The 17,265-nt window shown below is 45.5% G+C and carries 12 protein-coding genes and 1 other RNA gene; 4 read left to right on the forward strand and 9 right to left on the reverse strand.

Going from position 1 to position 17,265, the window contains the following annotated elements; all coding sequences use genetic code 11:
* The first annotated feature begins 425 nt into the window (after positions 1-425).
* The gene (locus tag E4665_RS11955; protein ID WP_135349028.1) at positions 426-749 is read left to right on the forward strand and encodes a hypothetical protein; all 324 of its coding nucleotides are present in this window, start codon (positions 426-428) and stop codon (positions 747-749) included.
* A gap of 353 nt (positions 750-1,102) precedes the next feature.
* On the opposite strand, the gene ssrA is transcribed toward E4665_RS11955, so the two are convergent.
* Positions 1,103-1,461: a transfer-messenger RNA gene (gene ssrA, locus E4665_RS11960) on the reverse strand.
* Positions 1,462-1,737: 276 nt separating this feature from the next.
* Here ssrA and E4665_RS11965 point away from each other — a divergent pair.
* Positions 1,738-2,505: a nucleoside phosphorylase gene (locus tag E4665_RS11965; protein ID WP_206663585.1), complete on the forward strand. Its 768-nt coding sequence runs from the start codon at positions 1,738-1,740 to the stop codon at positions 2,503-2,505.
* Between the two features lie 76 nt (positions 2,506-2,581).
* On the opposite strand, the gene E4665_RS11970 is transcribed toward E4665_RS11965, so the two are convergent.
* A complete protein-coding gene (locus tag E4665_RS11970; protein ID WP_167815196.1) occupies positions 2,582-5,344 on the reverse strand; it encodes an InlB B-repeat-containing protein in 2,763 nt (920 codons plus the stop codon).
* A gap of 156 nt (positions 5,345-5,500) precedes the next feature.
* Positions 5,501-8,125: a winged helix-turn-helix domain-containing protein gene (locus E4665_RS11975; RefSeq protein WP_167815197.1), complete on the reverse strand. Its 2,625-nt coding sequence runs from the start codon at positions 8,123-8,125 to the stop codon at positions 5,501-5,503.
* Between the two features lie 518 nt (positions 8,126-8,643).
* Between E4665_RS11975 and E4665_RS11980 the strand changes: the two genes are divergently transcribed.
* Entirely contained in the window at positions 8,644-9,393 is a 750-nt protein-coding gene (locus tag E4665_RS11980; RefSeq protein WP_135349031.1) for a class I SAM-dependent methyltransferase, read from the forward strand.
* 343 nt (positions 9,394-9,736) lie between these two features.
* On the opposite strand, the gene E4665_RS11985 is transcribed toward E4665_RS11980, so the two are convergent.
* Positions 9,737-10,678 carry an aldo/keto reductase gene (locus tag E4665_RS11985; RefSeq protein ID WP_135349032.1) on the reverse strand — a complete coding sequence of 314 codons (942 nt, stop codon included), beginning with the start codon at positions 10,676-10,678 and terminating at the stop codon, positions 9,737-9,739.
* A 114-nt stretch (positions 10,679-10,792) separates the two neighbouring features.
* Positions 10,793-11,260, reverse strand: coding sequence for an SsrA-binding protein SmpB (smpB, locus tag E4665_RS11990; protein ID WP_135349033.1), 468 nt, complete (start codon positions 11,258-11,260; stop codon positions 10,793-10,795).
* A gap of 224 nt (positions 11,261-11,484) precedes the next feature.
* Here smpB and E4665_RS11995 point away from each other — a divergent pair, with 224 nt between their 5' ends.
* Positions 11,485-12,642, forward strand: coding sequence for an RNA-guided endonuclease TnpB family protein (locus tag E4665_RS11995; protein ID WP_135349034.1), 1,158 nt, complete (start codon positions 11,485-11,487; stop codon positions 12,640-12,642).
* Between the two features lie 127 nt (positions 12,643-12,769).
* Here E4665_RS11995 and E4665_RS18175 read toward each other — a convergent pair whose 3' ends face one another.
* The 4 genes from E4665_RS18175 to E4665_RS12010 all read right to left on the reverse strand — a co-directional run bounded on the left by E4665_RS18175 (position 12,770) and on the right by E4665_RS12010 (position 17,177).
* The gene (locus E4665_RS18175) at positions 12,770-12,943 is read right to left on the reverse strand and encodes a hypothetical protein (protein WP_167815198.1); all 174 of its coding nucleotides are present in this window, start codon (positions 12,941-12,943) and stop codon (positions 12,770-12,772) included.
* A 51-nt stretch (positions 12,944-12,994) separates the two neighbouring features.
* A complete protein-coding gene (locus E4665_RS12000) occupies positions 12,995-13,840 on the reverse strand; it encodes a Cof-type HAD-IIB family hydrolase (protein WP_135349035.1) in 846 nt (281 codons plus the stop codon).
* Positions 13,841-14,062: 222 nt separating this feature from the next.
* The gene (gene rnr, locus E4665_RS12005) at positions 14,063-16,405 is read right to left on the reverse strand and encodes a ribonuclease R (protein WP_135349036.1); all 2,343 of its coding nucleotides are present in this window, start codon (positions 16,403-16,405) and stop codon (positions 14,063-14,065) included.
* Between the two features lie 19 nt (positions 16,406-16,424).
* Positions 16,425-17,177 carry an alpha/beta hydrolase gene (locus tag E4665_RS12010; protein WP_135349037.1) on the reverse strand — a complete coding sequence of 251 codons (753 nt, stop codon included), beginning with the start codon at positions 17,175-17,177 and terminating at the stop codon, positions 16,425-16,427.
* Positions 17,178-17,265 lie beyond the last annotated feature (88 nt).

A 17,265-nucleotide genomic window follows, 5' to 3' on the forward strand; every position in this document is an offset into this window, starting at 1 on the left:
AAAGGGAAAATCTTCAACTGGGATTAGATCCGTTTTAACTTTTGGATTTCAATTTCCCTGCTTAATCAAATATAAGGTGGGGGAATTTTTAATGACGATGTGGGGGATTTTTCAATTGACAATTACATTAATTACAGCTATATTAACAAATTCAAAGCAATGATATCTAATAATTCTTTGATTTCCTGATTTGATCTGTTTTTAAAAAGATCTACTCGAACTAATGGCTAATTGGCTATAGCAGGATATCAGAAAAAGACACAGTCTTGGGTATCAAACGACTAGCGTCTGCTTGGTTTTAGAATATTGATTTCAGTTGCGGTTGTTAATCATAGGTATATTATAGAGCAATAATAATTACTGATAATCGTCCATATGTTAAAATGATTGCCAAGTGGCCCTAGATTTACTTGGAGGTAATGCCATTGAAGAAAAAGTGGACGAATCAAATGACATTCCCAATCATCACAATGATTTTTGCTACTACGACAGTTTTTTTCTGTCTATCTTCTATCGGTGTGTTTTTCCCCCAACCGTGGATAGAAATAAATTTTGCAGAATTTTTTTACATAATGACCTTATTTTTTTCGCTCACAGGAATGATCACCTATGTGATCAGTATTGTTAGACTTTGGAAGAACTATAAACACCCATCACTAAAAATTGGCTTAAACGTCTGTCTGCTTACCTTCGTCCTTTGTTCTCTGTTTATTATCTTTTTAATCATGGCCAGCTATGCCGGCGTGTGAAGAACTCGAATCGTCATTGTACTACAATGACATTAGTTGGTTTTTGATAATGTTTTAACTTGAAGTCGTCCACCTGTGCAGAGGCTGATGATTTTTCTGTTTTTGGGGCTTCCCGCCGAAGTTTCAAATATATTCCTGTTTGCTGTGAAATCATGATTTTCTGCATGCTGCTTTTTCCATACTTTAAGATCACTGCTCTCGATGTTTTTCTCTAGATAGACTTTCGTATCTGTATCTTCAATGATGCGCGTAGTTTCTAGCCAGCAAAATTATAAAATGATCTAAAATTAAAATCCTCACAATCGCGTCATATCAACGATTTTGAGGATTCTAAAAAAGTTATAAAATGCTCCGAATGGAGACGGTGGGAGTCGAACCCACGTCCAGAAGCATCGTGATTTAAGTTTCTACGAGCGTAGTCGACATATTAGCATTTCGCCCCGGCGTCGGCCCGCCGACAGGCTTTCGCGGGACTATCCCGATTGATCTCTTCCCTGGCCTTCAGGATGCAGGCTTCCGGCGTATCCCACTAGAGTGAGTCCCTTACCCTACCACATGGGCGATGGAGGGAGGGACCGCTAAAAGCTGATTAGGCAGCTAAAGCGAGGTTGTTGTTTTCTTTGCCAGTTATGGCTTTGGCGTTTTTACGAGGCCGACCCCCTCGGCTCGCCGCTTAAACCCGACCTACCCCTGTCGAATCCGTAACGTCCCCGTTAAATAACGGGCGTGCTGGAAAATGAAAAAACTTCCATAACTGTTGTACTGCGTCATTCTTGCAGTGCAAAAATTGTAACACGAAATAAGAATTTGTGCAACTTTTTTCCATTAAGTGTGCGACGAAAGACTTGCCCATATTTTTCGCATGGTTTAATATCCTTGACCGTATTGGCTTTGATTTCGATATGAATCGTGTAAAATCTACTTCTGAAATCTTTACAGAAAGCGGATGAGTGTTACAATGTTCAAAAATAAACAAGGAGGAACCCCATTGATATTAGAAGAATTTGACCCGGCTGAAGGAATCATTACACCGTTTGATTCTGACATGACGTTAACAGTAGATCGATTGCCTGAGATATTAATTGCTCCTTTCTCTGGTGAGGTTATGGCTGAAATTATTGCAAGTGAAAACTGTATTTGGGTTGGCGAACAACACTCGATTAACCAATCATATCCTGTTTACCTATACAAAGACGGAGACAGAGACTACACCATAGCTCGTGCAGAACTCGGAGCGACAAATTGCATCGGAGCATTAGAGGAACTAATGGCGAACGGTGTTAAAAAGGTCATCCTATTTGGCTCATGTGGTGTGCTTGACAAGTCAATCCCAGCTCATCAAGTCATTGTTCCTACAAGTGCGATACGTGATGAGGGAACAAGTTACCACTATGCTCCATCTGCTGATGAAATTGAGATCAACCCGCAGAGCATTAAAAAACTTATTCGTGTTTTTGACCAGGCAAATGTCGATTATATGACAGCAAAAACGTGGACTACTGACGGATTTTTCAGGGAAACACCAAATAAAACAAAGCACCGTCTTGAGATGGGATGTCAAGTTGTTGACATGGAGTGTTCAGCGGTGGCGGCTTGGGCACAATATCGTCATACAGAGACTTATCACTTCTTTTATACGGCTGATCATGTCGACATTGAAGATAAGAAATGGAGGCCTAGACGTTTAGAAAGAACTGCAGCTCATCCAGTTTATTCTTTTTTTGAATTGGCTTTGTATCTTGCAAAAAATTTGTAGCGATTAAATACCAAAAAAGAGCGAGCCCTGAATAGGTTCACTCCCAATAAGATTGAACTTGAAGACAATTTACCGGTCAGTTGTTCTTCTTAAGTCTTCTGGTGATGAAGGTGATCAGCCCAGCGAATATGAACAGAGCCAGCCCGCTTAGCATCGCGAAGAAGTCACTGCCGTCTCCGGTAGTAGGCAGTATGTCTGATTTCGCCTGAAGTCTCTTCTTGTCGACGGTCTGAGCCGTTAATCCGGTGCGTTCCTGAGTCAGATTGGTTCGGGCATGATCGACCTGTTGCGTGCTACCCCCGTTACTTTCAAAATGTACCGTGTACGGATTGGCAGTCCACTTCGCATAGAGTGTTGTATCTGCAGTAATTTTCGTACCAAAATCAAAAACCTTAGTCAGACCGTTGTCTGCGTACCAGCCGGCAAATGTATAACCCGTTTGCGAGGGATCGGCAGGTTTGACGGCCGAATCGCCATAATTCAACTTCTGATCGCTGATTGCCGAACCTCCATTGCTGTCGAAACTGACAGTATAAGGATTAATCGTCCACTGGGCATATAACTGGACATTTGCAGATCCCAATGTAAAAGAGTCTCCAGGTGCATAGGCCGTCCCACTTCCATTTGATTCTGTATTCCATCCGGTAAATGTGTAGCCTATTTTACTTAAGTTACCTGTATTCCTGGCTAAAGTGACTGCGCTCTTATACTGATCGCTCTCATTGCTAGGCACGCTGCCACCATCATTACCATTCCCGTCATACATTATAGAGTATCTGCTGGCAGTCCATTTCGCATAGAGTGTCGTATCCCCTGCAACAGTATCCTTATTGAAATCCCAGGTCTCCGTCAAATTCTTGTCCGTGTACCATCCGGTAAAAGTATAGCCTTCTTTTGTCGGCACGGAGGGAACGCTGATTATTGCCCCATAATCAGCGTCAATAGCAGTGACTGCACTCCCTGCATTACTGTCGAAGCGAACGGTGTAGTGGTTGGGGTTCCATTTAGCATAAAGTGTCCTATTAGTGGTGATCACCGTGCTAAAATCGAATGCCTTTGTCAACCCGCTGTCCGCGTACCAGCCATCAAAAGTGTAACCTGTGCGGGCTGGCTCAGACGGCTCTGAGACTTTATCACCATAGTTCACCGTCTGATCATCGGCAGCCGACCCACCATTCCTCTCGAAACTGACCGAATAGCTGTTAATCTCCCACTGGGCGTACAGTGTGACACTTGACTCGCTGATCGTTAAAAGGTCATTAGCATGATAAGTCGTGCCGCTTCCATCTGATTCGGTGTTCCACCCCTCGAATGTATAGCCGGATCGGCTAAGTTCACCGAGATTTCCTTGTACAGTTACTGTATCACCTGATGCGGTAAGTACCGACTGAGGTGGAACAAAGCCTCCGTCATTGCCGTTTCCGTCATATGCTACGTGGTATTGCGCTATAGGAGCCCACTGGGCGTACATTGTCACGTTGAATGTACCTAAAGTGTATTTGTCGCCAGGTTGGTAAGTCGTGCCGCTTCCATCCGCTTTGGTATTCCATCCAGTAAAACTGTAACCAGATCGGGTAAATTGATTAGCCACAACGTCAAATTGTGTACCCGGTTCCGATAGGGGAGTGGTGTATGTTATATCGTCCTCGTTACTTCCGTTCCCGTTATACGTTATTAAGTAAAAGTTTTTTGTCCACTTGGCATATAGTGTTACATCGGATGTACCCATTGTTAACTGAGCACCTGGCGCATAAGTCGTTCCACTCCCGTCCGGCTTTGTATTCCAGCCATCGAAAGTGTACCCGTCTTTTCCTAGATTGCCAGTATTGTTCTGTACGGTAACGGTATCTTGTTCCTTATACGCATTATTGTCGGTCGGCACACTCCCTGCAGTACTGCCATTGTCATTATAGGTCACTAAATAGTGTGAAACAAAAAATGGATAGCCGCCGTTTACCGCCGAATTAATACCCCACGTATTGTCAAAATCCCAACCGGCATCTGTGTAGGTTGAGCTGGTCTTCATCTCTGCTGTTGTCTTCGGTGTCCCCCTGCCAGTATCGGATTGACCCGTTGTCTCAGTATTATAAAAGCTGTTCAGAATTGTGGATCCGGCATTAATGCCTACAAGGCCGCCGACAGAAGATGTGCCGTTCACACGACCCGTTGCGTAGGTATTATTGATGCCGCCTCCATATCCATAACCAACAAGTCCACCGGCGCCATCGCGGCCGTTTACATTTCCAGTCGCATAGGTGTTGGTAATATTGCCCAGGTTACGTCCCACCAGACCTCCTGTTCCACGATCACCATATACGATACATGAAGAATAGGAGTTAACAATACTTCCCCCATCGTTTGAGCCTGCCAATCCGCCAATGTGCATATTTCCACTGACACTGCCGCCCTCTATTCCGATATCCTCAACCTTTCCCCCAAGGCCGACATCACCAAACAGTCCAATAAAATTGCTCGAAGGACGATTGATCTGAAGTCCGATGATCTTGTGCCCCTGCCCATCAAATGTACCTGTGAAAGTGGTTGATTCATTTCCGATCGGTTCCCAGCCGGCACCGCCATGATAACCCGCACCGCTTGATGATACATACGATGACAAATCAATATCATTTACCAATTGATAGTGGGCAGATAAATCATTACGTACATTATCCAATTGCTGCGGTGTTGCGATCATCCATGGATCCTCTGCTGTTCCGTTACCCCCGGCGAAGCTCGAGGCAGCCGCAAGCCCTACTTGGGGATAGGTAAATAATTGAACAATTGGTGATAGCAACATTATAAAAGCAAGAAAAATAAAAGAGTATTTTTTCGAATGCATGTTTGTTGGATCATCTCCTTTCTTATAGAAAATTTCATAAATAGTGTTCATTGTGATATATGTCACATCACTCTTTCGTATAAAATTATATCTAAAAATGTCAAAAAAAAGATCCACCCTCGGGTAGAGACAGGGGTGGATCTTTCGTGAATAAATTCAAAGTCCCAATTCTTTTCCTTTTCGAATCGCTGCCAATCGGCTGTGAACGTCGAGTTTACTGTATACATTATTGATATGCGTTTTGACCGTGCCATAGCTGATATTCAGTTTTTCAGCAATTTCTTTGTTCTTCATTCCTCGTACAATTAATTGCAGCACGTTACTTTCCTGTTCCGTTAAAAGGTCAGTCAACGGATTGACCACGACAGAGGCCTGATCCTCCGTCAACTCACCTATCTTGTTTCTAAAACGAGACAGGAGTGAGCGAATATAATTCAGAGATGGCGCGCCTCCGGTTTGTATGCCCTTCGGCAACCGGACATACTGGGAAAGTAATTCTGCCATCGGCTTCCCTTCATCGACAAAGATGCGTATAAATTCTTCGGGTTCCGTTCGACTTAATACTGTTCTCAACTTTTCAAGAGCGAACTCTGTTTTTCCCATCTTCTGCAGAAGAATTGATTGTAAGATCATGACTTCCGTCCAATAGAAAACACGTTCTCCCTTATAGGAGACCGTTCTAAGCCTTTCAGAAAATGCCCACGCCTCCTCAAAGGAATTTTTAATAATTAAAATACGTAGCAAGAAAAGATATTCGAACAGCCGAGCGACTGATAATTCATCATTAATGGACAGCGAATAGTGCTTGATCCATTCATCCGCCGGTTCCATATTCCCCTTCTTTAGAGCAAGATCGGACAGCTCTGCATCGAAATAGATCAGTGCCGAGGGAACCCCTAGAACCATACAATTCCTCTTTGCCTGCAGCAAGATTTGCTCGGCTTCAACCAATAATCCTTGAGCTTTTTTGATGCGGGAATGCAATAGCCACGCGGGTACCAACGCTTCGGAAGCAACTGGATTATTAAAATCTGTTGATTCAAAAACGACATTTAATGTAGATTCAGCTTCGTCAAGGTCATCCCATTCATAAAGGAACTCAGAGAGTCCGACCCTTGCCGGAGATCCCAAATCCAGATCATCCACCGTTGCGATTATATTTTGGTAAAAAGGAGTCAGAAGTGAACGATGCAATTGACCTTCAGGCGGCGCAACATGATCTTTGACCATGGAAGGCGTGCCCATATTTTTCTGGGCGAAAACGAGTTTCGGTCCCGACGGATTAAATTGTCTGGAACGCTTCATATTCTGAACGACCAGATTCATGTCGTGTAATGCCTCCGCAGAAAAATATGCCTTTACAAAATAAAAACTGCCCCAAAAATTATTCTTTTCATCCGTCGTCCAACTGCCTGACAAACGATCAAACTGTTTCTCCGCTTCACTAAGCATTTTTTCGACTAAATTGTACCTTTTATCACCGTAAAGTAAGGAGAGTGCGTAGGAAAAGTAGAGTGATGGACATTCCAAAAGCATTGCCCTAGGTATCTTGGACAACCATGATTTTAATAGTGACCATTCCATACGCAACATTTTCGTTGTCATTTTTCCCAACAAACGTAAAGCAGGTTCAAAATGTTCTCCGGTTATGTAGTATTCTAATGCTTCTTCCTCAGAAAGCTGCTCTTCACACCATTCTCCTGCATTCAGATACAGTAATGAAATTCGATCAGGATTCGTTCGCTTCATCCTATGTTGTAGAAATTCAGAGAATAAATGATGGAACCGATACCAGCCATGCACTTCGTCCAATGGAGTCAGAAAGAGCTGGGCATGTTCCAGATCATCAAGCATTACCTGCCCATTGTCTTCGCCAGTAATCGCGTTGCATAGATGAGCATTCATTCGTTTAAGAACGGCACATTCCATCAGAAATTTCTGTACCGGTTCACTTTGCTGATGAAAAACCTCTTCAAGCAAATATTGCTCCAACAAACGAAAATTTCCGGAAAAGTTTTGAATATTAGTTAACGTTTGATCCGGATACTGCAATGCCATTCCAGCCAGTTTCAGAGCTGTCACCCAGCCCTCCGTTCGCTGCACCAAGTCCGCAATTACTTTCTGATCCAAATGCAGCTTCATGCAGCGAAGATAAAAATCAGCACCCTCCGCATTGGTAAATGATAGATCCTTTGCATCTATGCGGTGCAAAAGTTGATTGGTTTGCAGCTTCGCCGATAGAAAAGGAGGTTCCGTTCGGCTAGCAATAAAAAGATGGACGTGATCAGGCAAATGTTCTATAAAATAGGAAAAAGACGAGACTAAGCTTTTTTCTGTTATGAAGTGAAAATCATCCAAGATCAACACAAGTGTTTGTTCTGTCTTCTGCAGCTCGTTTAAAATCATGTTGAGGGCCTGCTCAAAATCGGTTGGATAGAGCATATTTAAGTAAGGCAGCGCTCTTTTTTCAAAACCAAAGTCTTGAACATCTATTGATGCAATCAAGTACCGCCAAAAACGAACAAGATTGTTATCTGCCTGTTCTAAAGAGAGCCAACCCGGACGATGATCCAGTCGATATGTCCACTCAGCAAGCAACGTCGATTTTCCATAGCCTGCCGGCGCGCTAATAAAAGTCAAATTTCTTTGTATCCCTTGATCTAACAGCGCAGCTAATCTTGGTCGGAGAAGCGTTTCTGTTTTTATTTTGGGAATGTGGCATTTTGTAACAAGAATTGATGTCATTAATGGAGTATCTATATTCTGACCAGGCAGCGGCATCTGCTTATCCCCCATTCACTTTATTATTCTCTTTATAAACTGATTAACGAGATGGATGCAAGCAATTCGCTTTCATTATTTTCCAATAATTAGTTCTATTCTCTAGAAACGCGTTGCGTCAACACTATGCCTCTGCCCTATCTATTGTTTTCATTACTCTCCAGGAACAGATTTACTTTGTGCATTGTTGCTGACTGCATAAAATTATGATTTATTGTGATACATTATTTTTTCTTTGCGGCACTAGTGAGAAGAGGAATGAAATACCAGACTAAGACCGTTGATCGCTTTGTGATATAATGGATCCAATCTTTCAAAAGAGGTGTGAAGCGGATGTTTCTCCGTATCATTCGAAGTATCTAAGTTTCGGGCTGGGTAAAAACGCGTGCCAGCCATCAAGGGTGGAGTTTGCCCTTTGGTCGTTATGAAACTTAGAACTTGAATGGGCGCCAAGCATTCATGGAAAAACCAGGCACTCTGCGTCTGGTGCCTGTTAATTTTGAAGGGTGGATATGAGGATGAAAGAATTTAATTATAAAGCGTTCTATGATCGAGTTGGTGTTGAGAACGGCTGGAATTTCAGCAAGGTAGTGTCTCTAACTGAGGGAAAGAGCGTAAACCTCTTTAGCCATGTTGTTGAAAAAGCCAAAGGATCTGAGATATTACTCGATATCGGCACTGGAGGCGGAGAAGCCGCATTATCTATAAGCAATTCTGTATTACTTCTGGTGGGTATCGATTGTTCCTCAGGAATGATTGCAACAGCCATGACAAATCTGGAGAAGCAAAAGAAAGAGAACGTCCGGTTTTTGCTAATGGACGCAACACGACTTGATTTTCCAGACCAATTCTTCGATTTGGTCACGTGCAGGCATTCCGACTTCAGTGCAAAAGAAGTGTCTCGGGTTCTGGCTCAAGATGGGATATTCTTGACGCAACAAGTAAGTGAGAATGACAAGTCGAATATCAAAGAATTTTTTGGCAGAGGTCAAGCTTACGGAATACCACAAGGAACATTGAGGAAAAAGTACATCAAGGCATTACAAAGCGCAGGATTCAGCAACATACAAACGTTTGAGTCCAATGTGACTGAGTACTATTCCCGTCCAGAAGACTTGATTTTTTTGTTAAAGCATACACCAATTGTGCCTGATTTTGGAGAACGCAAAGAAGATTTTAAATTTCTTGATGCGTTCATCCAAACTCATACAGCGGATAAGGGAATTGAAACAAATGCCTCAAGATTTATGCTTGTGGCACACAAATAATATTTAAGACCGAATATTATCAACAAGGGATGCCTTTCACGGGCATCCCTTGTTGACTAATAGGATTAAGTTGTTCCGAAATTTTATAAACTCAGGTTGCAATGAATAACGCCCATCTAAGCTCTGAACATCGATTTTATTTTTGTGAAAACCGATTTATTTACAGGAAGACCGATTTTTTCTCGTGAAGACCGATTTATCGGCATGAAGACCGATTTCTTCCCAGTGAAGACCGATTTATCGGCATGAAGACCGATTTCTTCCCAGTGAAGACCGATTTCCAAAGCTCTTCAAACAAAAAAAGACCCAGGCGCACAGCCTAAATCTCTTTTACCTTTTCAATTTATGCAAAAATTTTAGCCACGGCTTCATAGTCCGCATCGCTCAGCTGAACATCATAAGCCTTAACATTGCTCAATAATTGTTCAGGGGTACGCGCGCCGGGGATGACCGGGCCAATTTTCGGGTTCTTGAGATACCATGCCAGAACAAGCTGCGCAACCGTTGCATCGTAGCGAGCGGCAATCGGCTTCAGCTGATCGACCTTGGCCACATTCTTTTTCAATTGATCCGGTTCATACAGTTCAATCTTCAGACGATGGTCACCTTCCTCAAAGTGAGGCAGGTTTTCCAGTGAATACCGGCCGGTCAGGAGCGCAGCGGCAAACGGTTCGTATGGTACGAAGGATATATTTTTTTCATTCAGATAGGGAACCAGTTCGTTCGTGGCGTCCGGCTGCAATAAATTATATTGATTCTCCACGAGATCCACGTAGCCGTCTGCGTTCGCTTCTTTAACCTGCGCCAGAGAGAAGTTTGACACACCGATGGCGCGAAGTTTTCCGGCTTCTCTCAGTCGCTGCAGCGCACCGACCGCTTCGGCTTTAGGTGTCTCTTGATCTGGAAAATGAATGTAGAAGATATCCAGATAGTCGGTTTGCAGACGTTTCAGGGCTTCATCCACGGACTTGGTCAGGAACTCCGGTGTGTTATTCAGCGTGACCGTTCCGTCTTCTGCTACCTGCTGCGCCGCCTTGGATGCCAGAACCACTTTGTCGCGGTCATTATGCTGCAGCACTTCACCGATCAGTTCTTCCGAGTGGCCGAGACCATACATATACGCCGTATCGATCATTTCAACATCATGATCAATGGCCGTTTGCACGACTTTTTTGCCTGTTTCATCATCCAGATTTGGGAACAGGTTGTATCCACCGATTTTGTTGGTTCCGAGTCCTAAAGAACGGACCCGCAGATCCGTTTTCCCGATTTGAATCTTTTTCAAAAGAATCACCAGCTCCTCTACAGATTACTTTAATCGTAAATAAACAGGACAACCCGCGTCAAAGATTCTGCCCGATCCTTGCGACGCATGGCTGTCCCATTCAGATTTAAACGCTCACATCTTCTGCCGGGCGCGGAAGGCTTTTGCAATTTCACGCTCCGCTGACTGTTTCTTTAGCGTTTCCCGCTTATCAAACATTTTTTTGCCTCGTCCGAGACCGACAAGCACTTTTGCAAAGCCATTTTTCAAATAAACTTTAAGCGGAATCAGTGCGTAGCCCGGTTTATCCGCATCGGCGCCCAATCTCCTGATTTCTTTCTGATGCATCAGCAGCTTACGCGTTCTGAGCGGTTCATGATTATACCGGTTTCCCTGTTCATACTGGCTGATATGCATATTGTAAAGATACGCTTCACCGTTCTCGATGCGGGCAAAGGCATCCTGGATATTGACTTTTCCTTTGCGGATCGACTTGATTTCCGTTCCCTGCAAAACAATTCCGGATTCCACGGTCTGTTCGATAAAATAATCGTGATGTGCCTTGCGGTTCTGAGCAAGGACACGGCCCTCAACATTTACCATTTTCTCCACCTGCCTGACTGCTACCATCTAATCATTATAGGCTAAGCATACGGTGCGCCGCAAGCGCAGCCTTTTTTTAAAGGTTGCCAGTGGAGAAAACTCGTCCATTTTAATGACGAGATGAATCCGCGTCTTGGGCAACCCCATAGAGATAAGATCACCAACCTTGTTGTGTTAAAACGAGAACATGTGTGCTATAATCATCTCAGAAGGAGGTGAATCCCATGGTTACGAAGGGCTTAAAATTGAGAATCTATCCCAATAAACAGCAACGCCAGCAATTGGCTCAAAACTTTGGCTGTGTGCGTTTTGTTTGGAATCAGATGCTGGCAATGCTCAATGAGCGGCAAGAAAATAATCCCAAGGCTTCTTTTTTACACATCTATGAGCTGAACAACTTACTCCCTCAACTGAAAAAAGAACATCCATTCCTTAAGGATGCAGAGAGTACCAGTCTCCAGATGGTCAACAAATATTTAACGGATGCTTTTATTGCTTTCTTTAAGAAGGAGAAGAAGCATCCTAAGTTCAAAGCCAAACGATTCTTTCGGCAGAGCTATACCTCCAAGTGCGTGAATGGCAACATCCAGCCCGTCGGCCATCATGGGATTCGTCTACCGAAACTGGGGATCCTTCGCTTTAAAGCAGGACAACGGCCCCCTGAAACGATCAAACAGGTCTCCCTGAGCCGCACGCCGACAGGGAAATACTTTGCCGTCTTAACCGTGGAAGGCGAAAACCAAGCCTTCCCCAAAACCGGCCAAACCGTCGGCTATGATTTAGGCGTAAAAGACCTGCTCGTGGGTTCGGATGTTCAAAGACAGGGCACCTGCCGTCATGACAAGCTCTTGGCGCATAAGCTTCGCCTTTGGCAGCAAACATTAGCCCGGCGGCAACGGCTAGCGAAAAAGGCTATTGCCTGGGACCACCACCAAAAGGTGCCCGTACCCCGCACCTTGGCGGATTTTAAAAACGTAGCCAAAGCCCGCCTTCAAGTCGCTCTGATTCATGAAAAAATAGCGAACCAGCGGGCGGACAAGCTCCATAAATTGACGACCCAACTCGTGAAAACGTATGACCGGATCGCCCTGGAGAACTTGAAAACTAAAAATTTGCTTCGGAATCATACCCTCGCCCGGGCGATCGCCAACCAAGCGTGGGGCGAGCTCCGGCGGCAGCTCACCTATAAGTGTGCGTGGTACGGCAAAGAGCTCAAGCTTGTGAATCCGTACAAAACGTCACAGATCTGTTCCACGTGCGGGCATGACGATGGAAAGAAAGTCCTGGCTATCCGGGAATGGACGTGCCCGCAATGCGGCACGCACCACGACCGAGATGTCAACGCAGCGATCAATATCAAGCAGCTCGCTTTTGGCCGTTAAGCAGTGAGCCGGCGGGTTCGGGACGAACCATGGTAAAAAGCAGTGGCCTCTACTTCAGCATTTTCGAAGCAAGTGAGCTGTGTTCCCAGAAGCTTGGCTATTCATAGCCGAGTAGTTCACCTTCACCCTATCTTTTTTTGGGAACTAGGTCAAGTATAAACAGGATGAAAACAAAAACGAGAGAAGCGAGCAGCATGTTCAGCAAAGATTTATGTGTACCCGGGGTCACCATCGTATACCATATCCACTGGATCACAAAGCTGGCAGCAAAAAAAATCAGATACCTCAATGTTTTTTTCAAGTCAAATCATCCCCTATCAGATGAATCCCCGAGCTCTGGCCGCTTCAGGCCTTACTTTCTGTTCAGTTCCTCATAAATAGCATGTGCCACACCGTCTTCATTACAGTTCAGCGTCACCCGGTCACATTTGCTTTTGATCACATCATCGGCATTACCCATTGCGACTGAGACACCGGATACTTCGAACATGGAGAGGTCGTTATAATTATCGCCGATTGACATGACATCGCTGAGCGGTATGTCAAGGTAGCTAGCAAGTTGATAAAGTGCATTGCCTTTCGATACATTCTGAGCCATGATTTCAAAATTCCCCACACCGCTGGTCACAATACTATAGCGATGTTTCGCTTCATAAAAACTGCGCGCTTTCTGAAGTTTCGCATCATCATAGGAACAAATGATGATTTTAAAAATTTCGGACCCTCTAGCCTTGATTTCATGCCAGTCGCTGAAGAATCGATAAAAATCATCACGGGTAGCCCCCTGAAACCCTACCGAGCGGTCCTCGTGAATGTGCAAGCGTTTGAGTTCCTCATGCAGCCAGTCTGTTCCATCTTCAGGGACATAGATATGATGTTCTGAATAGACGCCGATATAATACTTTTGTTCCACCAAATGAGCGACAATGTCCAGAGCTTCTGGACGATCAAGGGAAGCCGCGCCCAGCAATTTGCCATCAATGGTATGGATCGTCGCCCCATTCGTTCCGATGATATGCGTTTCCATATCAATTTCACGCATTAGATTTTTAATATCAAAAAAAGCACGTCCTGAAGCAATGGCTAGTGTGACACCCTTTGATCTTGCAAAACGTAGCGCTTTCAAATTGTCCCAACTGATCGTTCGCTGATTGTTTAATAATGTCCCATCCATATCCATAGCCAAAAGTTTCATCATTGAGGGCCTCCTGGTCATCTATCGTTTGTTCCATCATTCCGAAGCTTCCACTACTCCCGGATCGCTAATAGAACACTTCGCGATTTATGCGCTTCCATCTCCTTTCATTATAACAAATCTTTACTTTGGGTACCTCCACAAGACCAAAAATTTATCATACACAAGCGAGTTTTGACACGCAAAAAAAAAGAGAATCGCATCGGATTCTCCTTTGATCATGTTTTATTTGCTTCTGCCTTTACTTTTGAAATGCGGCCTGTTCTTGACACCGGAATTCCGGTTACCGCCACCATTACTGTTCTGATAAGACTTTCGATGGTCCGGTCGTCCGGCGGAAGGCTTGTCGCCAAACCGCTTTTTCTTTCCGTCATCCGGGGCTTTTCCCTGAATGATGGTCGGACGTGATTTGTGCACTCTCGGTTTCTGCGGCTTCATGCCGACAACTTCGAAATCAACGGCGTGCTCTTCCATGTTGACGTCAAGCACCTTCACCTGTATCTCATCGCCGATTCTATACAGATGACCTGTCCGTTCGCCGATCAGCGCCATATTTTCTTCGCTGTAGCGATAGTAATCATCTGTCAGATAGCTGATGTGCACCAGACCCTCAATCGTATTCGGAAGTTCAACAAAGAGTCCGAAGTTCGTGACGCCGCTGATGACACCGTCGAAGGTCTGCCCGACTTTATCCTGCATAAATTCAGCTTTTTTCAGATCGTCCGTATCACGTTCCGCTTCCACCGCGCGCTGCTCGCTGGCAGATGTGCTTTTAGCAATTTCCGGAAGCTGTGCTTTCCAAAAAGCCTGCGTTTTGCCGTCCGTATGCCCATCAAACAAATACTTGCGAATCAGCCTGTGGACGGTAAGGTCCGGGTAGCGGCGGATCGGCGAGGTGAAGTGGGTATAGTATTCGGTTGAAAGCCCGAAGTGTCCGAGGCATTTATCGTCATACTTCGCTTTTGCCATCGACCGAAGCATTACCGTGCTGATGACAGCTTCTTCCGGCTGTCCCTTGACCTTTTCCAGCAGAGACTGGAGTGTACGGGGATGGACGTGCTCCGGCGAGTCTTTCAGTACATAACCGAAATTCACCGCAAAATCAAAGAACTTCTGAAGTTTCTCCGGATTGGGTTCCTCGTGGACACGATAGAGGAACGGCAGCTGACGTTTTTCAAAGTGTTCCGCGATCGTTTCATTGGCCGCGAGCATGAAGGATTCAATCAGCCGCTCCGCTTCCGTCCGCTCGCGGATGACCACGTCGGTCGGTTTACCTTCCTCATCGACAATGATTTTTGCTTCGGTGAAGTCGAAGTCAATCGCGCCGCGATCCTGTCGGTGCTTCTCGAGTACCTTCGCAAGCTCAGCCATCAGGTCAAAGAAAGGAATCAGATCATGATAGCGTTCGAGCACTTCCTCATCTTCGCGCTTCAGAATCTTTCTGACATTGTTGTACGTCATACGCTCCGTCGTGCGGATCACACTCGGGAAAATGTCGTGGGCGACCACAATGCCCTGAGGATCGATCTCCATCTCGCAGCTGATTGCCAGTCGATCGACCTGAGGATTCAGACTGCAGATGCCGTTCGAGAGCCGGTGCGGAATCATTGGAATCACACGGTCGACAAGATAGGCACTCGTGCCCCGCTCGTACGCTTCCGCGTCAAGAGCTGAACCCTCTGTCACATAGTAACTGACATCGGCGATATGTACGCCCAATTTATAATTTCCATTTTCAAGCTTAGCCACGGTCACTGCGTCATCAAGGTCCTTGGAATCTTCCCCGTCGATCGTCACAATCGTTTCGTCACGCAGATCACGCCGGCCGGCACGGTCCTTATCCGAGATCTCTTCCGGAATCGCTTCCGCTTCCGACATCACTTCCGGAGGGTATTCAAGCGGCAGGCCATGCTTATAAATGATCGACAGAATATCAACCCCGGGATCATTCTTGTGGCCGAGAATCTGGGTGACCATGCCCTCGGCATTTTTACGCCCTTCAGGGTATTTCGTGATTTCAGCGACGACCTTATGTCCTTCCATGGCGCCGTGTTCCGCATTCTCGGGAATAAAAATATCCCCATTAATCCGGTTATCGTCGGGTATAACAAAACCGAAGTGCTTGCCCGCGTTGAACGTGCCGACGACCTGCTTGATTGCCCGTTCCAGAATCCGGATGACTGTACCCTCAGCCCGATCCCCGCGGTCGGAGGTTTTATAGGAAACGCGGACAACAACGGTATCCCCATTCATCGCTCCGGCCAAATCATTTGGTCCGACGAAGACATCGTCCATCTTCTCGTCTTCTGGAATGATAAAAGCGAATCCCTTGGCGTGGCTCTGCACGCGGCCTTTCATCAGATTCATTTTTTCCGGCAATCCGTACCGGTCCGAGCGGGTTTTAATCACCAGACCCTGCTCGGTCATTTCGTTCAGTATTTTTACAAATTCAGTAAATCCTTCCGAATCACTGACGCTGAAAGCTTCTTCTAATTCCTCCAGTGTCATCGGCCGGTATGTTTCTTCCCGCATATAATCCAGAATTTTTGAAATGCGTTCTTCCGCCATATATAAACCTCCCTGTCCTTTAGGAAACAGACCAATCCAGGCTTTCAAGAAACGCATAAATATCCTCGTGCAGCTGCGCTTTCTCTGTTCCCAACGTAATTACGTGAGTGGACTGCCCGTACCACTTGAGCTGTCTGATTTTCGATTGTATTTCATGATAGATAATATCGGCGCTGTCCGGATTGATCATTTCATCAAGGGCAGCCTGAACAATAAACGCCGGGGCTGTAACACGGTGAAGATTCGAACGTACTTCACGGATCAGGACGCCGATCGCCGACAGAAGTTCGGGCATTTTTTCGCTCACAGCCGCCATTTCGGTATCAATCTGCGACCGGGGTTCCTCCTGATACATCTTATAATTCCGTGCATACCCGATGGCTCCGGCATAAAGTCTGCTTTCATTGCTGGTATCCGCCGGCGCGCACATTGGAACGATACCTCTTACAGGAAAAGTGTAGCCACATTTAAGGGAAAATACTCCGCCAATTGAAAGGCCGCAGACCGCAATTTCCCTGAAACCGGAATTTTCCAGAAACTGATAAGCCTCCTGCACATCCCACCACCAGTCATCCGGCGTCGTTTTAACCAGTTCTTCCGGCGGAACGCCGTGCCCGGAGTAATGCGGTCCGTAGCAAGTATAACCCCGCTTATTCAGGAACCTGCCAATCTGGCGGACATCCGCGGAATTTCCGGTGAACCCATGAAGCAGTAAAACGGCCCGCTTTCCCCCTTCAAACAGAAATGGCCTGGGCGGCCTGATTTTCGCCATAGAAGGACCTCCCTTTGCATCCCCTGTCTCCTGACGGACAGCGTGTAAGGAGGGGATTCGCCGCTTTCTGCCATTATCTGTTTCCATT

This window comes from Sporolactobacillus shoreae (genome assembly GCF_004684935.1).
Taxonomy (GTDB): Bacteria; Bacillota; Bacilli; order Bacillales; family Sporolactobacillaceae; genus Sporolactobacillus; species Sporolactobacillus shoreae.